18 protein-coding genes and 1 pseudogene are annotated in these 14,310 nt (G+C 50.6%); 6 read left to right on the top strand and 13 right to left on the bottom strand.

Annotated features, from left to right (window positions below; all coding sequences use genetic code 11):
• From CMR03_RS24975 to CMR03_RS25210, 3 genes and pseudogenes are all read right to left on the bottom strand, one after another.
• Positions 1-248, bottom strand: a 248-nt coding sequence (locus CMR03_RS24975) for a winged helix-turn-helix transcriptional regulator (RefSeq protein ID WP_244181357.1), incomplete at its 3' end; no start/stop codon positions are given.
• A complete protein-coding gene (locus CMR03_RS25505; protein WP_242638520.1) occupies positions 172-537 on the bottom strand; it encodes a hypothetical protein in 366 nt (121 codons plus the stop codon). The genes CMR03_RS24975 and CMR03_RS25505, both read right to left, overlap by 77 nt.
• Before the next feature lie 35 nt (positions 538-572).
• Positions 573-680: pseudogene (locus tag CMR03_RS25210) on the bottom strand (DUF1281 domain-containing protein); the annotation flags it as partial.
• A 395-nt stretch (positions 681-1,075) separates the two neighbouring features.
• Between CMR03_RS25210 and CMR03_RS08620 the strand changes: the two are divergent.
• The 3 genes from CMR03_RS08620 to umuC all read left to right on the top strand — a co-directional run bounded on the left by CMR03_RS08620 (position 1,076) and on the right by umuC (position 3,911).
• Positions 1,076-1,390, top strand: a complete 315-nt coding sequence (locus tag CMR03_RS08620; protein ID WP_029571277.1) for a hypothetical protein — start codon at positions 1,076-1,078, stop codon at positions 1,388-1,390.
• A gap of 788 nt (positions 1,391-2,178) precedes the next feature.
• The gene (gene umuD / locus CMR03_RS08610) at positions 2,179-2,628 is read left to right on the top strand and encodes a translesion error-prone DNA polymerase V autoproteolytic subunit (RefSeq protein ID WP_096011310.1); all 450 of its coding nucleotides are present in this window, start codon (positions 2,179-2,181) and stop codon (positions 2,626-2,628) included.
• An 8-nt stretch (positions 2,629-2,636) separates the two neighbouring features.
• Entirely contained in the window at positions 2,637-3,911 is a 1,275-nt protein-coding gene (gene umuC, locus CMR03_RS08605; protein WP_029571250.1) for a translesion error-prone DNA polymerase V subunit UmuC, read from the top strand.
• Positions 3,912-3,985: 74 nt separating this feature from the next.
• On the opposite strand, the gene CMR03_RS25500 is transcribed toward umuC, so the two are convergent.
• The 5 genes from CMR03_RS25500 to CMR03_RS08585 form a co-directional block, all read right to left on the bottom strand.
• On the bottom strand, positions 3,986-4,378 hold the full coding sequence (locus CMR03_RS25500; protein ID WP_244181356.1) for a hypothetical protein: 393 nt from the start codon (positions 4,376-4,378) through the stop codon (positions 3,986-3,988).
• A gap of 44 nt (positions 4,379-4,422) precedes the next feature.
• Positions 4,423-4,671 (bottom strand): hypothetical protein, encoded by a 249-nt coding sequence (locus CMR03_RS25495; protein ID WP_244181355.1) that lies wholly within the window; start codon positions 4,669-4,671, stop codon positions 4,423-4,425.
• Positions 4,672-4,749: 78 nt separating this feature from the next.
• Positions 4,750-4,992: a hypothetical protein gene (locus tag CMR03_RS08595; protein WP_029571252.1), complete on the bottom strand. Its 243-nt coding sequence runs from the start codon at positions 4,990-4,992 to the stop codon at positions 4,750-4,752.
• 84 nt (positions 4,993-5,076) lie between these two features.
• On the bottom strand, positions 5,077-5,307 hold the full coding sequence (locus CMR03_RS08590; RefSeq protein ID WP_029571253.1) for a plasmid partition protein ParG: 231 nt from the start codon (positions 5,305-5,307) through the stop codon (positions 5,077-5,079).
• A gap of 128 nt (positions 5,308-5,435) precedes the next feature.
• On the bottom strand, positions 5,436-6,056 hold the full coding sequence (locus CMR03_RS08585; protein ID WP_029571254.1) for a ParA family protein: 621 nt from the start codon (positions 6,054-6,056) through the stop codon (positions 5,436-5,438).
• Between the two features lie 505 nt (positions 6,057-6,561).
• Here CMR03_RS08585 and CMR03_RS08580 point away from each other — a divergent pair.
• Together CMR03_RS08580 and CMR03_RS08575 are read left to right on the top strand one after the other, a co-directional pair.
• A complete protein-coding gene (locus CMR03_RS08580; RefSeq protein WP_096011309.1) occupies positions 6,562-7,137 on the top strand; it encodes a ComF family protein in 576 nt (191 codons plus the stop codon).
• 2 nt (positions 7,138-7,139) lie between these two features.
• Entirely contained in the window at positions 7,140-7,697 is a 558-nt protein-coding gene (locus CMR03_RS08575) for a hypothetical protein (protein ID WP_029571256.1), read from the top strand.
• A gap of 106 nt (positions 7,698-7,803) precedes the next feature.
• Here the strand turns inward: CMR03_RS08575 and tenpIN are convergent, their stop codons facing one another.
• Together tenpIN and CMR03_RS08565 are read right to left on the bottom strand one after the other, a co-directional pair.
• The gene (gene tenpIN, locus CMR03_RS08570) at positions 7,804-8,307 is read right to left on the bottom strand and encodes a type III toxin-antitoxin system TenpIN family toxin (RefSeq protein WP_029571257.1); all 504 of its coding nucleotides are present in this window, start codon (positions 8,305-8,307) and stop codon (positions 7,804-7,806) included.
• Positions 8,308-8,854: 547 nt separating this feature from the next.
• Positions 8,855-9,975 (bottom strand): IS3 family transposase gene (locus CMR03_RS08565; protein WP_088581779.1). Its coding sequence is split into 2 segments (ribosomal slippage): positions 8,855-9,717 and positions 9,717-9,975, totalling 1,122 coding nucleotides; the frame shifts between segments, so codons are not numbered across the junction.
• A 1,530-nt stretch (positions 9,976-11,505) separates the two neighbouring features.
• Between CMR03_RS08565 and CMR03_RS08560 the strand changes: the two genes are divergently transcribed.
• The gene (locus tag CMR03_RS08560) at positions 11,506-12,051 is read left to right on the top strand and encodes a P-loop NTPase family protein (RefSeq protein WP_029571258.1); all 546 of its coding nucleotides are present in this window, start codon (positions 11,506-11,508) and stop codon (positions 12,049-12,051) included.
• Positions 12,052-12,374: 323 nt separating this feature from the next.
• Here CMR03_RS08560 and CMR03_RS08555 read toward each other — a convergent pair whose 3' ends face one another.
• The 3 genes from CMR03_RS08555 to CMR03_RS08545 form a co-directional block, all read right to left on the bottom strand.
• Positions 12,375-13,058, bottom strand: coding sequence for a site-specific integrase (locus tag CMR03_RS08555; RefSeq protein ID WP_096011311.1), 684 nt, complete (start codon positions 13,056-13,058; stop codon positions 12,375-12,377).
• 135 nt (positions 13,059-13,193) lie between these two features.
• Entirely contained in the window at positions 13,194-13,799 is a 606-nt protein-coding gene (locus CMR03_RS08550) for a hypothetical protein (protein ID WP_029571260.1), read from the bottom strand.
• The gene (locus CMR03_RS08545; RefSeq protein WP_128604191.1) at positions 13,799-14,137 is read right to left on the bottom strand and encodes a hypothetical protein; all 339 of its coding nucleotides are present in this window, start codon (positions 14,135-14,137) and stop codon (positions 13,799-13,801) included. Before CMR03_RS08545 ends, CMR03_RS08550 begins: the two co-directional genes overlap by 1 nt.
• Between the last annotated feature and the right edge of the window lie 173 nt (positions 14,138-14,310).

Raw genomic sequence — 14,310 nt, 5'->3', positions numbered from 1 at the left:
AGATTCGTTTCCAGATTGAAAGCGTAAAGCTCCTCATCAAGCCGTTCCGGCGTGTAGTCTTCGGGCAGCGGCCAGTTAATACCCGTACGGCGAAAACGCTTGAACATTTTATGCGTAGCGGAAGTGCTGATGTTCAGTTGCTCAGCGATTTCACGGTAGGTCAGGGCGTCGTTAAACCGCAGGCTGAGTGCTGTAGTGATCCAGGGTCTGCTGATGTAAGGCGTGTTTCTGTCCACGGTAGTGTCCATGTTCGTGAAAGTGTCCATGGTAGGAAACACGGGCAGAAATGGAAGACGGTGTGGATGTGACGCTTACTTTCATTTCGCTGATGGCCCGTTCCAGATGCCACCAGTTGAATCCCTCGCTGGCGTCATGGTTGTCTTCGGCAATATCCATCGCCGCTGCGATTTCTTCCCGCGTCAGCGCCGGGTCAACGCTTAGGAAGTCATCAGTCAGCCAGAAGGTGCCGCAGCACAGCTCGTCATCCCCGATGGCATCGAGGCGCGCCTTAAATTCACGTACCGTCATTTCTCTCATGTCGTTGTCCGGCGGGGCTTCCCCGCCGCCTCCTGTCAGCCACCGTAGTGCCCGACGTTGTTAATAATCCAGTCCGGCCCGGTCACGCTGACGTGACCGTCCTCATTCTCTTCTCCCCACTCCAGCGGGCTGCTCAGGCTGGGCATGATTTGCTCCTCAGTCAGTGGTTGCACGGCCTCACCTGCGCCGTGCCGCCACAACAGCCGGGCGAAAAGCGGAGCAGTCACGGGAGGACGCGCAAGCCGCATGCGCCGCCGGAGCGGACTGAATGTCCCGCGCACGGCGGGGAACGGGTGAGCACGACGCCCCTGACGGCGACGCGGCCCGGCTAACGTGAAGGCACGGTGCAGGCCCTGGAAAAAGGAAGAGAACACTTCATGAGTAAGGGAGGCGCTCCGGTGCCAGGCGAAGCGGGACGCCGGAAAAAAGCGGAGCGCAGCGACATCCTTCGTCGCTGAAGCACAGAAAGTTTCTGGTTGAGCCTGTCTTTGAATGCTAAATTTCCCGGATCGAACCGGGTCAAGACAGGGAAATGACGATGTTAAAGGCGCTTGTGACAGGAAAATTTAGTCTGGCGAAAACATTCTGGGGATGGGGATTCGGTGGAACCGCGCTGATTGTGGCCATCAGCAAGGCGGGTGTATATGCAGGCCATTACTGGGTGATCCCGGTGAGTCATGTACTGCAGGCCCTGCTTTCACTGGCGGTGCTGTCCGGCCTGACGTTCATCCTTAAGGAGAAGCACTCCTTTCTGAGTGTCTTACTCGGCGGCATCGCTTTTGCCATTTTTCTGGCGCACTTCATCCTGAGCGCAATATTTGCCGTGCGCTTTTCGTCAGTGATTTTTTTCTGATTACCGGCAGGCTTTAAAATGAGATGGAATGCTTCAGTTAAAAAACCTGCACAGTGTATCTGTTCTAGATGACATTCAGGAGCGGCGTCTTACCCCGGTCCTCTCAGGAGAGGGCTGCAGATGAAGCCGGTAACGCCCTCTTACAGACTGACAAATTTTTTGAGTACCACTGCACGGTACGTTGTTTATCATGAATGTGCTGTGAGTTTCCAGAAGCCTCATAAGAGTAGTCACTTGTCCTTTTTGCCCGGTTATCCGGGCTTTTTTAACTCCCCTCACTGAGTTTCCTGAGTTCCGACATCGCCTGACGGACCATCCAGAAGCCGGGCGAGTAAAACACGCGGCCCAGCTTTTCTGCCACGGCAGGGGTGACAGTCAGTCTGTCCCGCATAATAAGCCTGACCTCATGCACCTGCCCTGTTCAACGTTCACACAGCCAGATAATACCGCCCTTAAAAGGTGAGCCGGCAACGCTCGCCGCAGAACATGGCTGAGGCGTACCGCAGCGGAGCGAGGAACGAACAGCCGTGTCGAGGAAGCGTCATTTCACTTATGTCAGCAACGACTGCTTACGCGCTCCCCTGACTGAAACTGCCTGACAAAAAAATTATTAGCCTGCTCAGTAAGATAAGCGTCCCCTGAATTGCCAGGTGTCCGGTTCCCCTTGCCATGCGACTCCGGCTCAATAATACTGTTTTTATATACAGCATTATTAAGGGGGGATTTATCATGTCAGAATCATTCACTGCCGCACCGGCTTCAGGCCATTCAGTCCGGAGAACGGCGCCATGAAAGCGACATACTCCCGGGGTGGGCTGACGATATTCAGGCCTGCCGATATCCGTCCCGTGTTGCGCATCCCGCTGTTTGTTGAACGCTGCGCGGCCGGTTTCCCCTCCCCAGCAACCGACTATGTCGAGGCCGAGCTGGACCTGAACGAGCTCTGCATCACCCACCGGGCCGCCACGTTTTTCGTACGCGCCAGCGGCAGCAGCATGGAAGACCTGGGGCTGTATGACGGGGACGTGATGGTCGTCGATCGCGCGAAAGAAGCCACGCACGGTGACATCGTCATCGCGGAGGTCAGCGGGGAGTTCACCGTCAAGCGCCTGCAGCTGCAGCCACAGATTGCGCTGCACCCGATGAACCCAGCCTATCCGGTGATTTATCCGGAGGAGCTGCACCTGCTGGGCGTGGTCACCTGGTTCTTCCACAATACCGAGGCGCGCCGGAGGTAGATATGGCGATGTTTGGTCTGGCTGACGTCAACAGCTTCTATGCGTCCTGTGAGGCCCTTTTCCGGCCTGATTTGCGGGGAAAACCTGTCGTCGTCCTTTCGAACAACGATGGCTGCGTCATAGCAAGAAGCAAAGCGGCCAAAGCCCTGGGCATAAAAATGGGGGTGCCGTGGTTTCAGTTAAAAGCGCTGGATTTCCCTGAAAAGGTTCACATTTTCAGCTCAAACTACGCCCTTTATCATTCATTATCGGTCAGGATCATGTCAACGCTGGAGGAAATGGTCCCTCGCGCAGAACAGTACTCAATCGATGAATGCTTCCTTGACCTGACCGGCATCGATGGCTGTGAGGACTTTGAGCACTTCGGTCACCGGCTGCGTGCTCATGTGCTGGCCAGAACCGGCCTGACCATCGGGATCGGCAGCGGCCCCAGTAAAACTTTAGCAAAATCAGCCCAGTGGGCCTCCAAAGAGTGGCCCCAGTTTAAGGGCGTGCTGGCGCTGACGCCCGGTAACCCGAAACGGACCGAGGCGCTGCTGATGCGCCAGCCCGTTGAGGAAATCTGGGGTGTTGGCAGGCGCATCGGCAAAAAGCTGAACCTGCTCGGCATCACCAACGCGCTCGAGCTGGCACGCACGCATCCCACTTTTATCCGCAAGAACTTTTCGGTGGTGCTGGAAAGGACGGTGCGCGAGCTGAACGGTGAGGCGTGCATTCCCCTGGAGGAGATGCCGCCGGCAAAGCAGCAGATTGTCTGCAGCCGCAGTTTCGGTTCACGCATTACCACCAAAGTGGCCATGCAGCAGGCACTCTGCCAGTACGCAACTCGCGCCGCCGAGAAGCTCCGGGGTGAACGCCAGTACTGCAGGCACATCAGCGTGTTTGTCCGGACGTCGCCGCATGCGGTCGGCGAGACGTTCTACGGCAACACTGCCGGGGAAAACCTCACCCTGCCCACGCAGGACACGCGGGACATTATCGGCGTGGCCATGCGCGCGCTGGACCGCATCTGGATTGATGGCCACCGGTACATGAAGGCCGGCGTCATGCTTGACGACTTCACCCCTCACGGCGTCAGCCAGCTGAACCTGTTTGACGACAACCGGCCGCGGGCCAACAGCGCACAACTGATGCAGGTGCTGGACGGCATCAATCAGTCAGGACTGGGACGGGTATGGTTTGCGGGTCAGGGAATTGATACCGAATGGAAGATGAAGCGGGACATGCTGTCACCTGCGTGGACGACGCGCTGGAGCGATATACCGGTTGCCCGGGTAATCTGAACCAGCGCACAGAGAAGGTGACTGTGCGAACGTCATTCAGACTTCATATCATCAGGACTGAACCGGTGGAACCCTTATTTTGAGTGTAACTCATCAATAAGTACAATCCTGTCACCTGTGGGGGAGATTACATTCAGGTTTTCGTCGGCGGCGCTTCGTAAATCTTCCATGCTCTGTACCACAGATGCCACCGTCATGACTGACGAGAAGCGTAAGAACTGATCATTATTCCCTGCCACTGCGGGTACAGCGGGAAAGAAAATGGATGCCGTCGGCTCGCCGAGAATATCGCGGATGCGTGACAGTTTCTCGTCCGTCAGCGAGGCCGCAAATGCCCGCTGTCTTTCCCCACTCAGCTCTTTCACGCTGATCGTGACTTCCACCCTGTTGGCCGGTTTAGACGGCCGAAGTTTAGAGAGGTCCCGCAGATCTTCCTGCAGCGTTTTGTCCATAAGCACGACGGTCATGAGTTTGCCTGCTTCAAACACGAGCTGGTATTCCACCCAGTAAATCAGCTTTGATTGCACTCTTTAACCGATGTGTAGATACCGACTGTGCCCGTATGCGGCACAGGCACCGCGGCGGACTCCTCTGCCCCGGCATCACTGACATTCCTGTAGAGCTGTCCGTTAAAGATACAGTAATCGGCCATGCCGTATTCCATATCTAGGTCTTTGGTCTGGAAATACTGGCCATTGTGGCTGCGGTCAAACCCTTCGTGGGTAATGTTAACCGGCCGGATATCGCTGAAGCTGCTCATGGTGCCTGCCTTGATTATTAATTTTCAGACTGTCGTTAAGCTGCGCGCAGAGGTTCATCGGAAACTTAAGCTCAAGTTTCAGCGCTGCTGCTTGTTCTTTTTCCAGGTATCATTGGCCAGAAAAGCTGATCGGGTGATAAAAACGCCCCAAAACAGCTGGAGTACCACTTTGGCAATCACACTTTCAATAATCCCTAACAAAAGTGGAGCTATACACGCCATTCCTAGTAAAAAACCCCATTCAGCCGCACTTTTTCTATCTTTTCCGGTGAGCTTTCTGAGTCCAATAAATCCCGCAATCATAAAAAACAATCTGTTCATAATGGCCTCACAGATTTAACAAATTCCCAGTTCTTTTGAAGGGTTTGTTTGTTGGCAAACATTTATCTTATTAAGAGATGACTTTTATTCGTTTTCTTTAAGCCATCCATCTACTAGATGATTGATGACATCGGTTATTGACGTTCCTTTTCTTGCACAAGCGGCTTTGAACCTTATATGCTTTTCCTCATCAAAGTTAACGTTTACCCGTTTAACTTTTCCTGACACAACAGGTTGTGTGACTATCCTTTTGAGATCTCTGTTTTCACCAAAAGTCATTTTTTTATTACTGCTATGAGCCTTTTCAAGCGCCATGTAAATCTCCACGGTACGATCTGACTAAATGAATGAGCTTTTGAGCTTTTGAGCTTTTGAGCTTTTGAGCTTTTGAGCTTTTGAGCTTTTGAGCTTTTGAGCTTTTGAGCTTTTGAGTGTAAACTCATTTACTCAAATGTATTAAGTATCTCTTTAGTAAGGATTTCTACCTCACCCTTAGCTGCGCCATCGTTAGATTCAAACACACTGTCCCCGTCGAGGATAGATTTTACATACACTTGGCGCTGAGTTATTGCCGTGCGAAAACCTTTCACCCCGGTATCCTTAATGCTTTCTTTAAGCACATTAAGCATGGTTGCCTGCTCAATTTTTCGGGTGATCAGAAAACGGGCTTCAACTTTTCGGCTGTATGCTTGAGCTTCAAGAACTGTGACAACACTACCTGCAGCAGAGAAATCTAAAGGGCTAGGTGTCACAGGTATAATTACAAGATCGCTTACCATCACCGCAGCAGAGGTGATTACGGATAGCGAACCAGCTCCGTCAACGATAACGTAATCATATTCAGCGAGGTCTTTACGAATTCCGTATACGTCTTTTTCAGATGCTGCTGTGAACACATCAAAAGTTGCTTTGTCAGACTTACTCCAATTTGTAAGGCTCATCTGTGGGTCGGTATCAACTACAGCAATGTTGTATCCACTTCTGGCCATCGCAGTACTGACGTTGATCACAGCAGTTGTCTTACCCGACCCACCTTTAGGATTCAAAAAAGAAATAACCTTCATATCATCAAAACCCTATGTCAAAACTAAAATGGAACTATGAGTAAATGAGTATATGGGTATTAAGTACGTTTGCAAAGCGGTTTTACACATTTACACAAAGGAGTAAATATGTAAATGAGTATTTACTCACAAAAACATTTACTCATTTGAATACCAACTGGGAAGGTGGGAATGAGCATTTACCCATATGAGTAAAAACTCAAAATAATTGAAGATAAAAGATTAAAGCAGGGAGTAAGCAAGGGGACTAAAAGTCCCAGTGTTTCTAATTCGCCCATATTGATGAGCACACGTCATCTTCTTTGTTTTTTAAGCGGATATCGATCTGTTGGCGAGCCCAATTTGTGCCAGAAGCGGACACTATAGGAAGCTATCTTTTGCCGGATTCGGTAAAACCCCGATTCTACCGAATCGTCCCACTGCAATTACACTAAAGATTTATTTAAGAATTATCCCGACAGGCATATCTTCATTCACATCTTGTAACGATGTGAAGGTGCATACGATGAACGTGAATTTAAAAGACATAGCAGGTAATTGGGACAAAGGTGTTGTTCTCGACAAACACAGCAAGTACAGCGTCGTGACAGGGCAGAACGAGTTCGGGCATAACGTTTATGACACCGTCCGAACAGACGTGGGTGAGGCTTTATTTCAGCTTAAATACCGTTCGGACTGGAATCAGGTTCAGCCGCTGGCCCAGTGCCTATATGATAACGCCTATCCCCTCTTTGAAGATGTCGGTTTTATCGTTCCTATGGCCGCGTCTAACGTCCGGGCGCGTCAACCCGTAAACGAAGTGGCGCTGGCGCAGTTAGCCGGTGTTCCCTGTTTCACGACTATGCTGCTCAAGGCTGCTGGCGGCGTATCGCTCAAGAATCTTGATACTAAAGAGCAAAAAGTTGCCGCTATTACTGACAGCTTTTCCTGTGAAGAGATTATCGAGAATGAGGGGCGGTGGAATGTTTTAGTGATTGATGACCTCTACCACACCGGCGCATCAATGGAGGCTGCTTGTGCGGCACTACGCGGCTATAATAAAATTGATAATATCTACGTCGCGGCGCTAACCTGGAGATAATCATGACGACGACAGTGTTCGTTGCTGGCTCAATAACCATCAAGAAACTCGATCCGCTTATCGTTGAGCGTTTAAAAAAAATTGTTGGTAAGAATTTTGATGTTGTTGTCGGTGACGCGTCTGGCGTTGATTCTTCCGTACAGCTTGAACTTAAACAACTGGGTTACAGTGCCGCAACGGTGTTTACCAGTGATCCCCAACCACGGCACAATTTCGGTTCGTGGCCCGTGGAGCTCGTCAAATCAGACTATCGCCCCGGTACCCGTGAGTTCTACACAGCTAAAGATATCAAGATGGCAGAAGCAGCAGACTGTGGCCTCATGGTCTGGGACACAAAAAGTCCAGGCACATTAAGCAACGTCATTGAGCTGCTTTCGAAAAAGAAAAATTCAGCTGTTTTCATCAATAAGACAAGAGAGTTTGTTCTTATTAAAGAACCCAAAGATATTGATAAGCTGATTAGCTTCATGTCGCCATCATCCCTTGAAAAAGTTGAAGGGAAGATAAAACTGTCCGAAAGGCTTGCGCAGCTGAATAATGAGCAGATGGCTCTAATCTGACGTGAAGATCTTCTTTACTGTAGTCAAAGCCGCCGCCAGGCGGTTTTTTTACGCCCTTCTGCCGCCGTTCGGTAAAACGCCCATATTACCGAAGGCTTGCTGTCACTTAGGGTAAGCCCAGTTCGGCGTGATAATTAATGAGAGTTGTGAACCGGTATTCCATGCTGTTAAGAATATTTCGGTCATTCTTACGCACGGCTTTGATATATTTTTCAACATAGTGAGTAAACATGGTCGTGATATGTTCCTCTTTACCCACAAGTTTTCTACCTGCCTGCTTGGTTCTGAGAACAAAGTCTTCATTACTGATATGCGCCGCATCTCGGATAAGAACAGCCTTTTGGTAATCAAGCCCCATGCCTTTATTTCTTCGATCTCGTGACCTGTTTACTTCGAGAATAAAACTTTCATCGTGCTGGATGTTGGAACGCACAGGTATGGCAAAAGTCAGTCCGTTGAGTTCAATTTTTACAATGCCATGCCCCCGCGTTTTCTTCTCTCCGGCAGCATCATATAGCATCCACTCTCTTTCTTTGTTATCAAAATCAAGGGCTTGAATCAATACAGGATTATCAACATAAAATGAGTCGTCTAACTTTTTCAGTTCCATGATTGTCCTTCGTTAGATACAAAAAAACCCCGACTAGCGTCGAGGTTTTTAGGGTAGTTAATACAAGGAATTTAGGTTTTTAACGTGGGGATGTTCCTACCGCCACAATAATAACAGGAATTTAAGTTTTTTACGTGGGGATGTTCCTACCGCCACTAACTACGCTGTTAAGGTTACAGGACTCAAATGAATCCGTCAATATCTACTACTCATCCTGCATAACGGCCCTTCATCCCCGAGCACGTTCTGCGGCCATTCGGTAAAACCCGCATATTACCGAATCGTTCCGCTGCGGCGCTCATCACTATATATTGTGCCTTTCTCAGCTGGGGACCATACCAGATATAGTGGTCGGGCAGTCAGCGCCGGAGCAGGCCGCGCCGGTTGCCCCGCTGCGCCGTTCGGTAAAACTCCGGCGGTGGCGGGTTTCCCCGAATACGATTTACCGCCAGCAGAGTTTTTCTTCTTGCTTTTTTGCACATGACACAATGGCGAGGTGATATTAGACAATGACATTTTGACCTGCCCCCAGGATTAGATACAAAGCTCAGTTAGTAATGTCGGATCCTTCACTCTCAGAATTACCCTTTCTCCAGCTCGCTGCAAATTCAGACGGCGTCTGATAATTCAGCGTGGAGTGCGGGCGACATTCGTTATAATCCTGACGCCATTCGCTGATGGTTTTCCTGGCATGATTGACGTCGCTGAACCAGTGTTCATTCAGGCATTCATCGCGAAAGCGTCCGTTAAAACTCTCAATAAATCCGTTCTGCGTCGGCTTGCCGGGCTGGATAAGTCGCAGCTCCACTCCATGCTCAAAGGCCCACTGATCGAGCGCGCGGCAGGTAAACTCCGGGCCCTGATCGGTTCTTATCGTAGCCGGATAGCCGCGAAACAGCGCAATGCTGTCCAGAATACGCGTGACCTGCACGCCTGAAATCCCGAAGGCAACAGTGACCGTCAGGCATTCCTTTGTGAAGTCATCGACGCAGGTAAGGCACTTGATCCTGCGACCAGTAGCCAGCGCATCCATGACGAAATCCATCGACCAGGTCATGTTGGGCGCCGCCGGGCGGAGCAGCGGCAGACGTTCTGTTGCAAGCCCTTTACGACGACGTCTGCGTTTAACGCCCAGCCCGTTCAGATGATAAAGGCGGTACACGCGCTTGTGATTAACCAGAAGCCCTTCACGGCGCAGTAACTGCCATATGCGGCGGTAGCCAAAACGCCTGCGCTCCAGTGCCAGTTCAGTAATGCGCCCTGATAAATGGGCATCAGCCGCCGGACGCTGAGCGTCATAGCGGCAGGTCGACAGGGACAAACCTGTGAGTCTGCAGGCACGACGTTGCGACAGACCGGTCGCATCACACATCAACACCACGACTTCGCGCTTCTGGTCTGTCGTCAGTACTTTCGCCCAAGAGCCACCTGAAGCGCCTCCTTATCCAGCATGGCCTCGGCGAGCAGCTTCTTGAGTCTGGCGTTCTCTTCCTCAAGCGACTTCAGGCGCTTAACCTCAGGCACCTCCATGCCGCCATACTTCTTACGCCAGGTATAAAACGTGGCGTCGGAAATGGCGTGCTTACGGCAGAGTTCACGGGCAGAAACTCCGGCTTCAGCCTCGCGGAGAATACTGATGATCTGTTCGTCGGAAAAACGCTTCTTCATGGGGATGTCCTCATGTGGCTTATGAAGACATTACTAACATCGCGGTGTATTAATCAACGGGGAGCAGGTCAATTTTGACATGCAGCCCGATGTCCGCTTCACGCCCTAAGACATTCGACAAGCTTTTTATGGCTTCAGTAAGGGCGAGTGTCGCGCTTCGAGAGCCAGCAAATATTTCGCTTCGCTCATAGCGGACAACGATATGAGAAAACTTCATCGGAACACTACTAGCAGACTCTGCAAAACGAAAAAAGGCGGGGTGGTGAACCCCTCCTTTATTCAAGTTCCTTCAGCCCTTATGAGCGTCCGGTCAGTTGCTTGATTACAACGATAATGCTTAAACTGACATGCACTATCTGCAATGCCAGCAGGACAGTACCTAGCGTTATCACTTAGCAGCCTCCTTTACAGGAGGGCGCTACCCACCGCTTATGCCCTTGAACTTCCCTCGCGGTGTGTATCAATTACGAGTCGATACATGCAGCACCCATAGAGTGGGGGGCAAACCGGACGGCTCCACCCGTTGCCGGTTGGGATAATCCTTTAAGATTCACCCAGAGGTACTGCATCAACACGTACTGACATTATAAAAGCATTATAAGGCTGACGCTATGTTGACGTGACCGTCAGTAGTGCTAAAATTGCAATACGAGTCGATACATGCAGTACCCAGTTCACTGGTATGGCTTCCAACCATACATCGAACTGAAAATTAACCTGGTCTCCAAACCAGGTTTTTTTTCGCCTGAACTACTCAAAAAGAAATTCATAACGCCGCTATTATAACACGTCCCACATTCCTACGTAGCCGCAGAAATGTAACCTTAAAGGCCATAATCAGTTCATGCCTCTAGTCAGTAAAAGTTAGAGCGAAAAAAAATTTTTTAAATCTCACTTCCTACTCAGTTTCCTACAAGGTCACCAGAAGCCTAAGGCTTGAATCCAATCTGAGGCTTTAATAGTGACCAATTAAATTCTTCGCTTTAAAATACTAAGCAATTAAATAGTGCGCTATAAAAAAGCCACATCAGTTCCCTGTAGTGAGTTTCACGGGAAAAATAATATCTGATAGATATTATTATAAAGAATATAAAATCAATAGTTAATGTTACTTAAGCAATAATATATATAATAAATTAATTCATTGCTATAGAAGCTCAGAAAGTACACTTACAGCCAATTTAAATAGCCAATAAATATATAGCCAATTTAAACCGCCTACTGGTATTATTAACCTGTAAAAACTGACAGGCCAATTAAGGTATACCTCCTGAATCTTCCCCCCTGGCACCATTCACGACAGTACTATGACATTTTGCAGGCTGGGCCTCCGGGCAGGATAACTGCAGCCTTTATTTAGGGGTAAATACGCTTTCTTTTCTCAGCCTATAAACCACAATTCATCCCTGACGTTTCCGGTCAGCCTCAGTCGCTCAGGCCCCGTTCGCCAGTGTCTCAGGGGAGGGCAGATAAGATAGATATGTTAAGATAGCCGGGTTTACATGGGACACGAGTGAGCGGGTGTGATTTATGGATATATCAGTGTCACTGGAAGAACTCGGCCATCGCATCTGCATTTTGGGGCCCTCCAACAGCGGTAAATCCACGCTGGCCAGCGCGATAGCAGCCAAAACATCTCTGCCTTTAATCCATCTGGACCAACTCCATCACCAGCCGGGTACAAAATGGATCCCCAGGAAATCAGAAGATTTTCACCGATTACATACCGAAGCCGTGAACACGGAAAAATGGGTGATGGATGGTAATTACACGAAGTGCTTACAACAGCGACTTGCGCGTGCCACTGGGCTGATACTGCTGGATGTTCCGATGCCTCTGGCACTGCTGCGATATATAAAGCGGTGCTATTCGTCGATTCCCAGAATCGGTGGTCTTTATACCGGAAAGGACAGCGTGACCTGGGAAATGCTCAAATACATCACGCTGACTGCGCCTAAAAACCAGCTCCGTCACAGAGAGCTTTTCTGCAACAGCACTCTTCCCAAACTGATGCTGAAGTCATCCCGTGATATTAATGCCTGCTGTCAGCAATGGGGGCTGGAATTACTCCGCTGAAAGTAATACACAGCAGTACGCCTCGTCTTTTGCAGGCCCCGGTTAAAAACGATGTAAGTTCACGGCAGCAACAGTACACCATTTCTGTGCTTCACCGGCATCCGGTGACTTTTTACGCAGGCCGTGGTATTTCATGTTGAGCCGGACGGTGCGTGACATTTTCCCCCGGGACGTTGTTCTGCAACTGCGCCGTCCGGTCCTTCCCGTGAATCCCGTGCGGGACGACTTTCACTGGATTAGAATTTTACTCGACAGCCTTTTCTTCACAGCGTACCGAAACGGCCGGGCAGAGGTGCACATCCTGAAACGCGGGGTATTGGCTGTCAGGTTTTTTTAAGAATAGCCACTGCGTCGGTTCCGGACATGTGAAACTGCACCCTGTGTCGTGCCGCCACGTCCAGCGCAAACACCTTCGTATAGATCTCCGTCGACTTCAGGCTCTTGTGGCCCATCAGGCTCTGCAGCGCCTTGAGCGGGATCCCAGCGTAAAGCATGTGCATAGCGTAGCTGTGCCGGAAAGTGTGTGGCGTCACCGGCACCGAGAACGACACGCCATCTGCCGCTGCGGCTGCCACGGCTTCATTAATCCAGGTCCTGACGGTGCGGTCGGTCACCGTCCAGAGGCGAACCTTTTCCGTCCGGCCGGTGTCAGGGTTACGACGTTCTACCGGAATGCGCAGCGTGGCCACCATCATCTCCAGCTGGGCGATATACTGCGGATCGGACAGCGGAACCAGCCGGTGAGGGACCACGCCGGACGGCGCACGACCCGGCCCACGGGCGGCCTTTTCACCCCGCTGCTTCAGCGTGGCCAGCTGCACAAACGGATGGGGGGGCGTCAGGGTGAAGTCGGCCCGTGTCAGGGCCAGCGCCTCGTTGATGCGCGCACCGGTGTTCCACATGGTGGTCAGCAGCATTTTTCGGTGCAGGTCCGGCACATAGTGCAGCAGGGCGCTGACCTCCGGCGCCAGCAGATATTTGGGTAAGTCTTCAATCAGCGCCGCCATCTGTCGCAGCGCCAGCGCAGCCGGATAATCAATGGCAACCGGGAGGTGGGCTGTGTCTTGATGATGAATATAGGATACTGGCAAATTCACAGCTGTCTCCGGTAAGCATTAATGAGAATTTTCATAAGCGCGGCACTAAGGCTCGTAGCGTAAGTCGCTCATTACGTCTAAAAGCGAGCTGTATGTTTCGGCGACATAAGAATCCATGCAGTCAAGTTCATAACAGGCCGCTTTCATCTTCTCGCCAAACAGCCGTGTATTAATGAGGGAAATGCCGGTCAGACTTGGCTCTCCTTCCCTGGTCCGGTCATACCGGAACGCCGTTGAACCAGAATCAATGGCAATCAGTTCCTTGATGACGGCGTCCGTATTACTGTGATTGGCGCGCGGGAAAGAAGGATCAACCTTTCTGACCAGTTTTCTGGCGTGGTCCCACAGAACGTTAAGATCGTGAACGGCCTTTGGCCCTTTAACATCCGGGTCATCTATCTGCAGCAGGCAAAGCGAGATAATTCGCTTGAGGGCCAGTTCGACATGATGCCGGTAAAGGAAAACAACAGGGTAGACAAGCACATCCTGATCCCGTCCTTTGGTATCTATATGCTCTATAAGAAGTTCAGCAGCACGCCGATATCCGGCCGCATAAGTTGCACCGTGATCTCGAGACCACTCATTCAGACACGCGTTATTGTGCCAGTCGTCATCTCCGGCAAACAGCTCCGACACAGATTCCTTTTTCATCAATGATTAGCCTTAATTTCATCAGCCAGCGCCACAAATCCCTCGTGCTCGGTCTGCAGGTACCGGCCGTAGACGCACGCATCCCGAGCCGAGAGTCCACCAGGGTTGCCGTCAAAATACCGCTTCAGCAAGTCCATCGCATGCTCAAAGGTGTCCAGGCCTTGCTCGTGATCGCCGGACACGCCAGCGTCGGTCAGCTCGAGGCGAAACTTGGCGTACTGCACTTTCAGAAACGCCAGCGCGGTGTCTTTTGCAAACGCCGCGTCCCGTTTTTCGGAGGTGGCGACGGCATAACGGATCTTCTCCAGGGCAAAGACGAAATCATCACGCTGCTTCATTGATTCAAACATGACAGTTCTACAGAGGATTATGTGGGCACTACTGATAATGAATGTTACTTAATACGTGAGGTATCATCAGTCTCCAATCTTTAACTCACGTTACTTTAAGTAACTATTATTAAAATCCTGCTTATATTCCCGCACCGCAATTACCGGAAGCCTGTGGTTGC

The sequence above is a fragment of the Pantoea allii genome, from assembly GCF_002307475.1.
GTDB classification, from domain to species: Bacteria; Pseudomonadota; Gammaproteobacteria; order Enterobacterales; family Enterobacteriaceae; genus Pantoea; species Pantoea allii.
Note: the sequence above shows the minus strand (reverse complement) of the source record. Positions and strands in the feature narration are given on the sequence as shown.

Excerpts from the sequence above, each read along its gene's own strand:
- CMR03_RS08560 (WP_029571258.1), top strand. The coding sequence starts at position 11,506 with ATGGATATATCAGTGTCACTGGAAGAACTCGGCCATCGCATCTGCATT.
- CMR03_RS25500 (WP_244181356.1), bottom strand. The coding sequence starts at position 4,378 with ATGACCGTCGTGCTTATGGACAAAACGCTGCAGGAAGATCTGCGGGAC.
- CMR03_RS25495 (WP_244181355.1), bottom strand. The coding sequence starts at position 4,671 with ATGAGCAGCTTCAGCGATATCCGGCCGGTTAACATTACCCACGAAGGG.
- CMR03_RS08595 (WP_029571252.1), bottom strand. The coding sequence starts at position 4,992 with ATGAACAGATTGTTTTTTATGATTGCGGGATTTATTGGACTCAGAAAG.
- CMR03_RS08580 (WP_096011309.1), top strand. The coding sequence starts at position 6,562 with ATGAACGTGAATTTAAAAGACATAGCAGGTAATTGGGACAAAGGTGTT.
- CMR03_RS08555 (WP_096011311.1), bottom strand. The coding sequence starts at position 13,058 with ATGGCGGCGCTGATTGAAGACTTACCCAAATATCTGCTGGCGCCGGAG.
- CMR03_RS08550 (WP_029571260.1), bottom strand. The coding sequence starts at position 13,799 with ATGAAAAAGGAATCTGTGTCGGAGCTGTTTGCCGGAGATGACGACTGG.
- CMR03_RS08620 (WP_029571277.1), top strand. The coding sequence starts at position 1,076 with ATGTTAAAGGCGCTTGTGACAGGAAAATTTAGTCTGGCGAAAACATTC.
- CMR03_RS25505 (WP_242638520.1), bottom strand. The coding sequence starts at position 537 with ATGAGAGAAATGACGGTACGTGAATTTAAGGCGCGCCTCGATGCCATC.
- CMR03_RS08585 (WP_029571254.1), bottom strand. The coding sequence starts at position 6,056 with ATGAAGGTTATTTCTTTTTTGAATCCTAAAGGTGGGTCGGGTAAGACA.
- CMR03_RS08590 (WP_029571253.1), bottom strand. The coding sequence starts at position 5,307 with ATGGCGCTTGAAAAGGCTCATAGCAGTAATAAAAAAATGACTTTTGGT.
- CMR03_RS08545 (WP_128604191.1), bottom strand. The coding sequence starts at position 14,137 with ATGAAGCAGCGTGATGATTTCGTCTTTGCCCTGGAGAAGATCCGTTAT.
- tenpIN (WP_029571257.1), bottom strand. The coding sequence starts at position 8,307 with ATGGAACTGAAAAAGTTAGACGACTCATTTTATGTTGATAATCCTGTA.
- umuD (WP_096011310.1), top strand. The coding sequence starts at position 2,179 with ATGAAAGCGACATACTCCCGGGGTGGGCTGACGATATTCAGGCCTGCC.
- CMR03_RS08575 (WP_029571256.1), top strand. The coding sequence starts at position 7,140 with ATGACGACGACAGTGTTCGTTGCTGGCTCAATAACCATCAAGAAACTC.
- umuC (WP_029571250.1), top strand. The coding sequence starts at position 2,637 with ATGTTTGGTCTGGCTGACGTCAACAGCTTCTATGCGTCCTGTGAGGCC.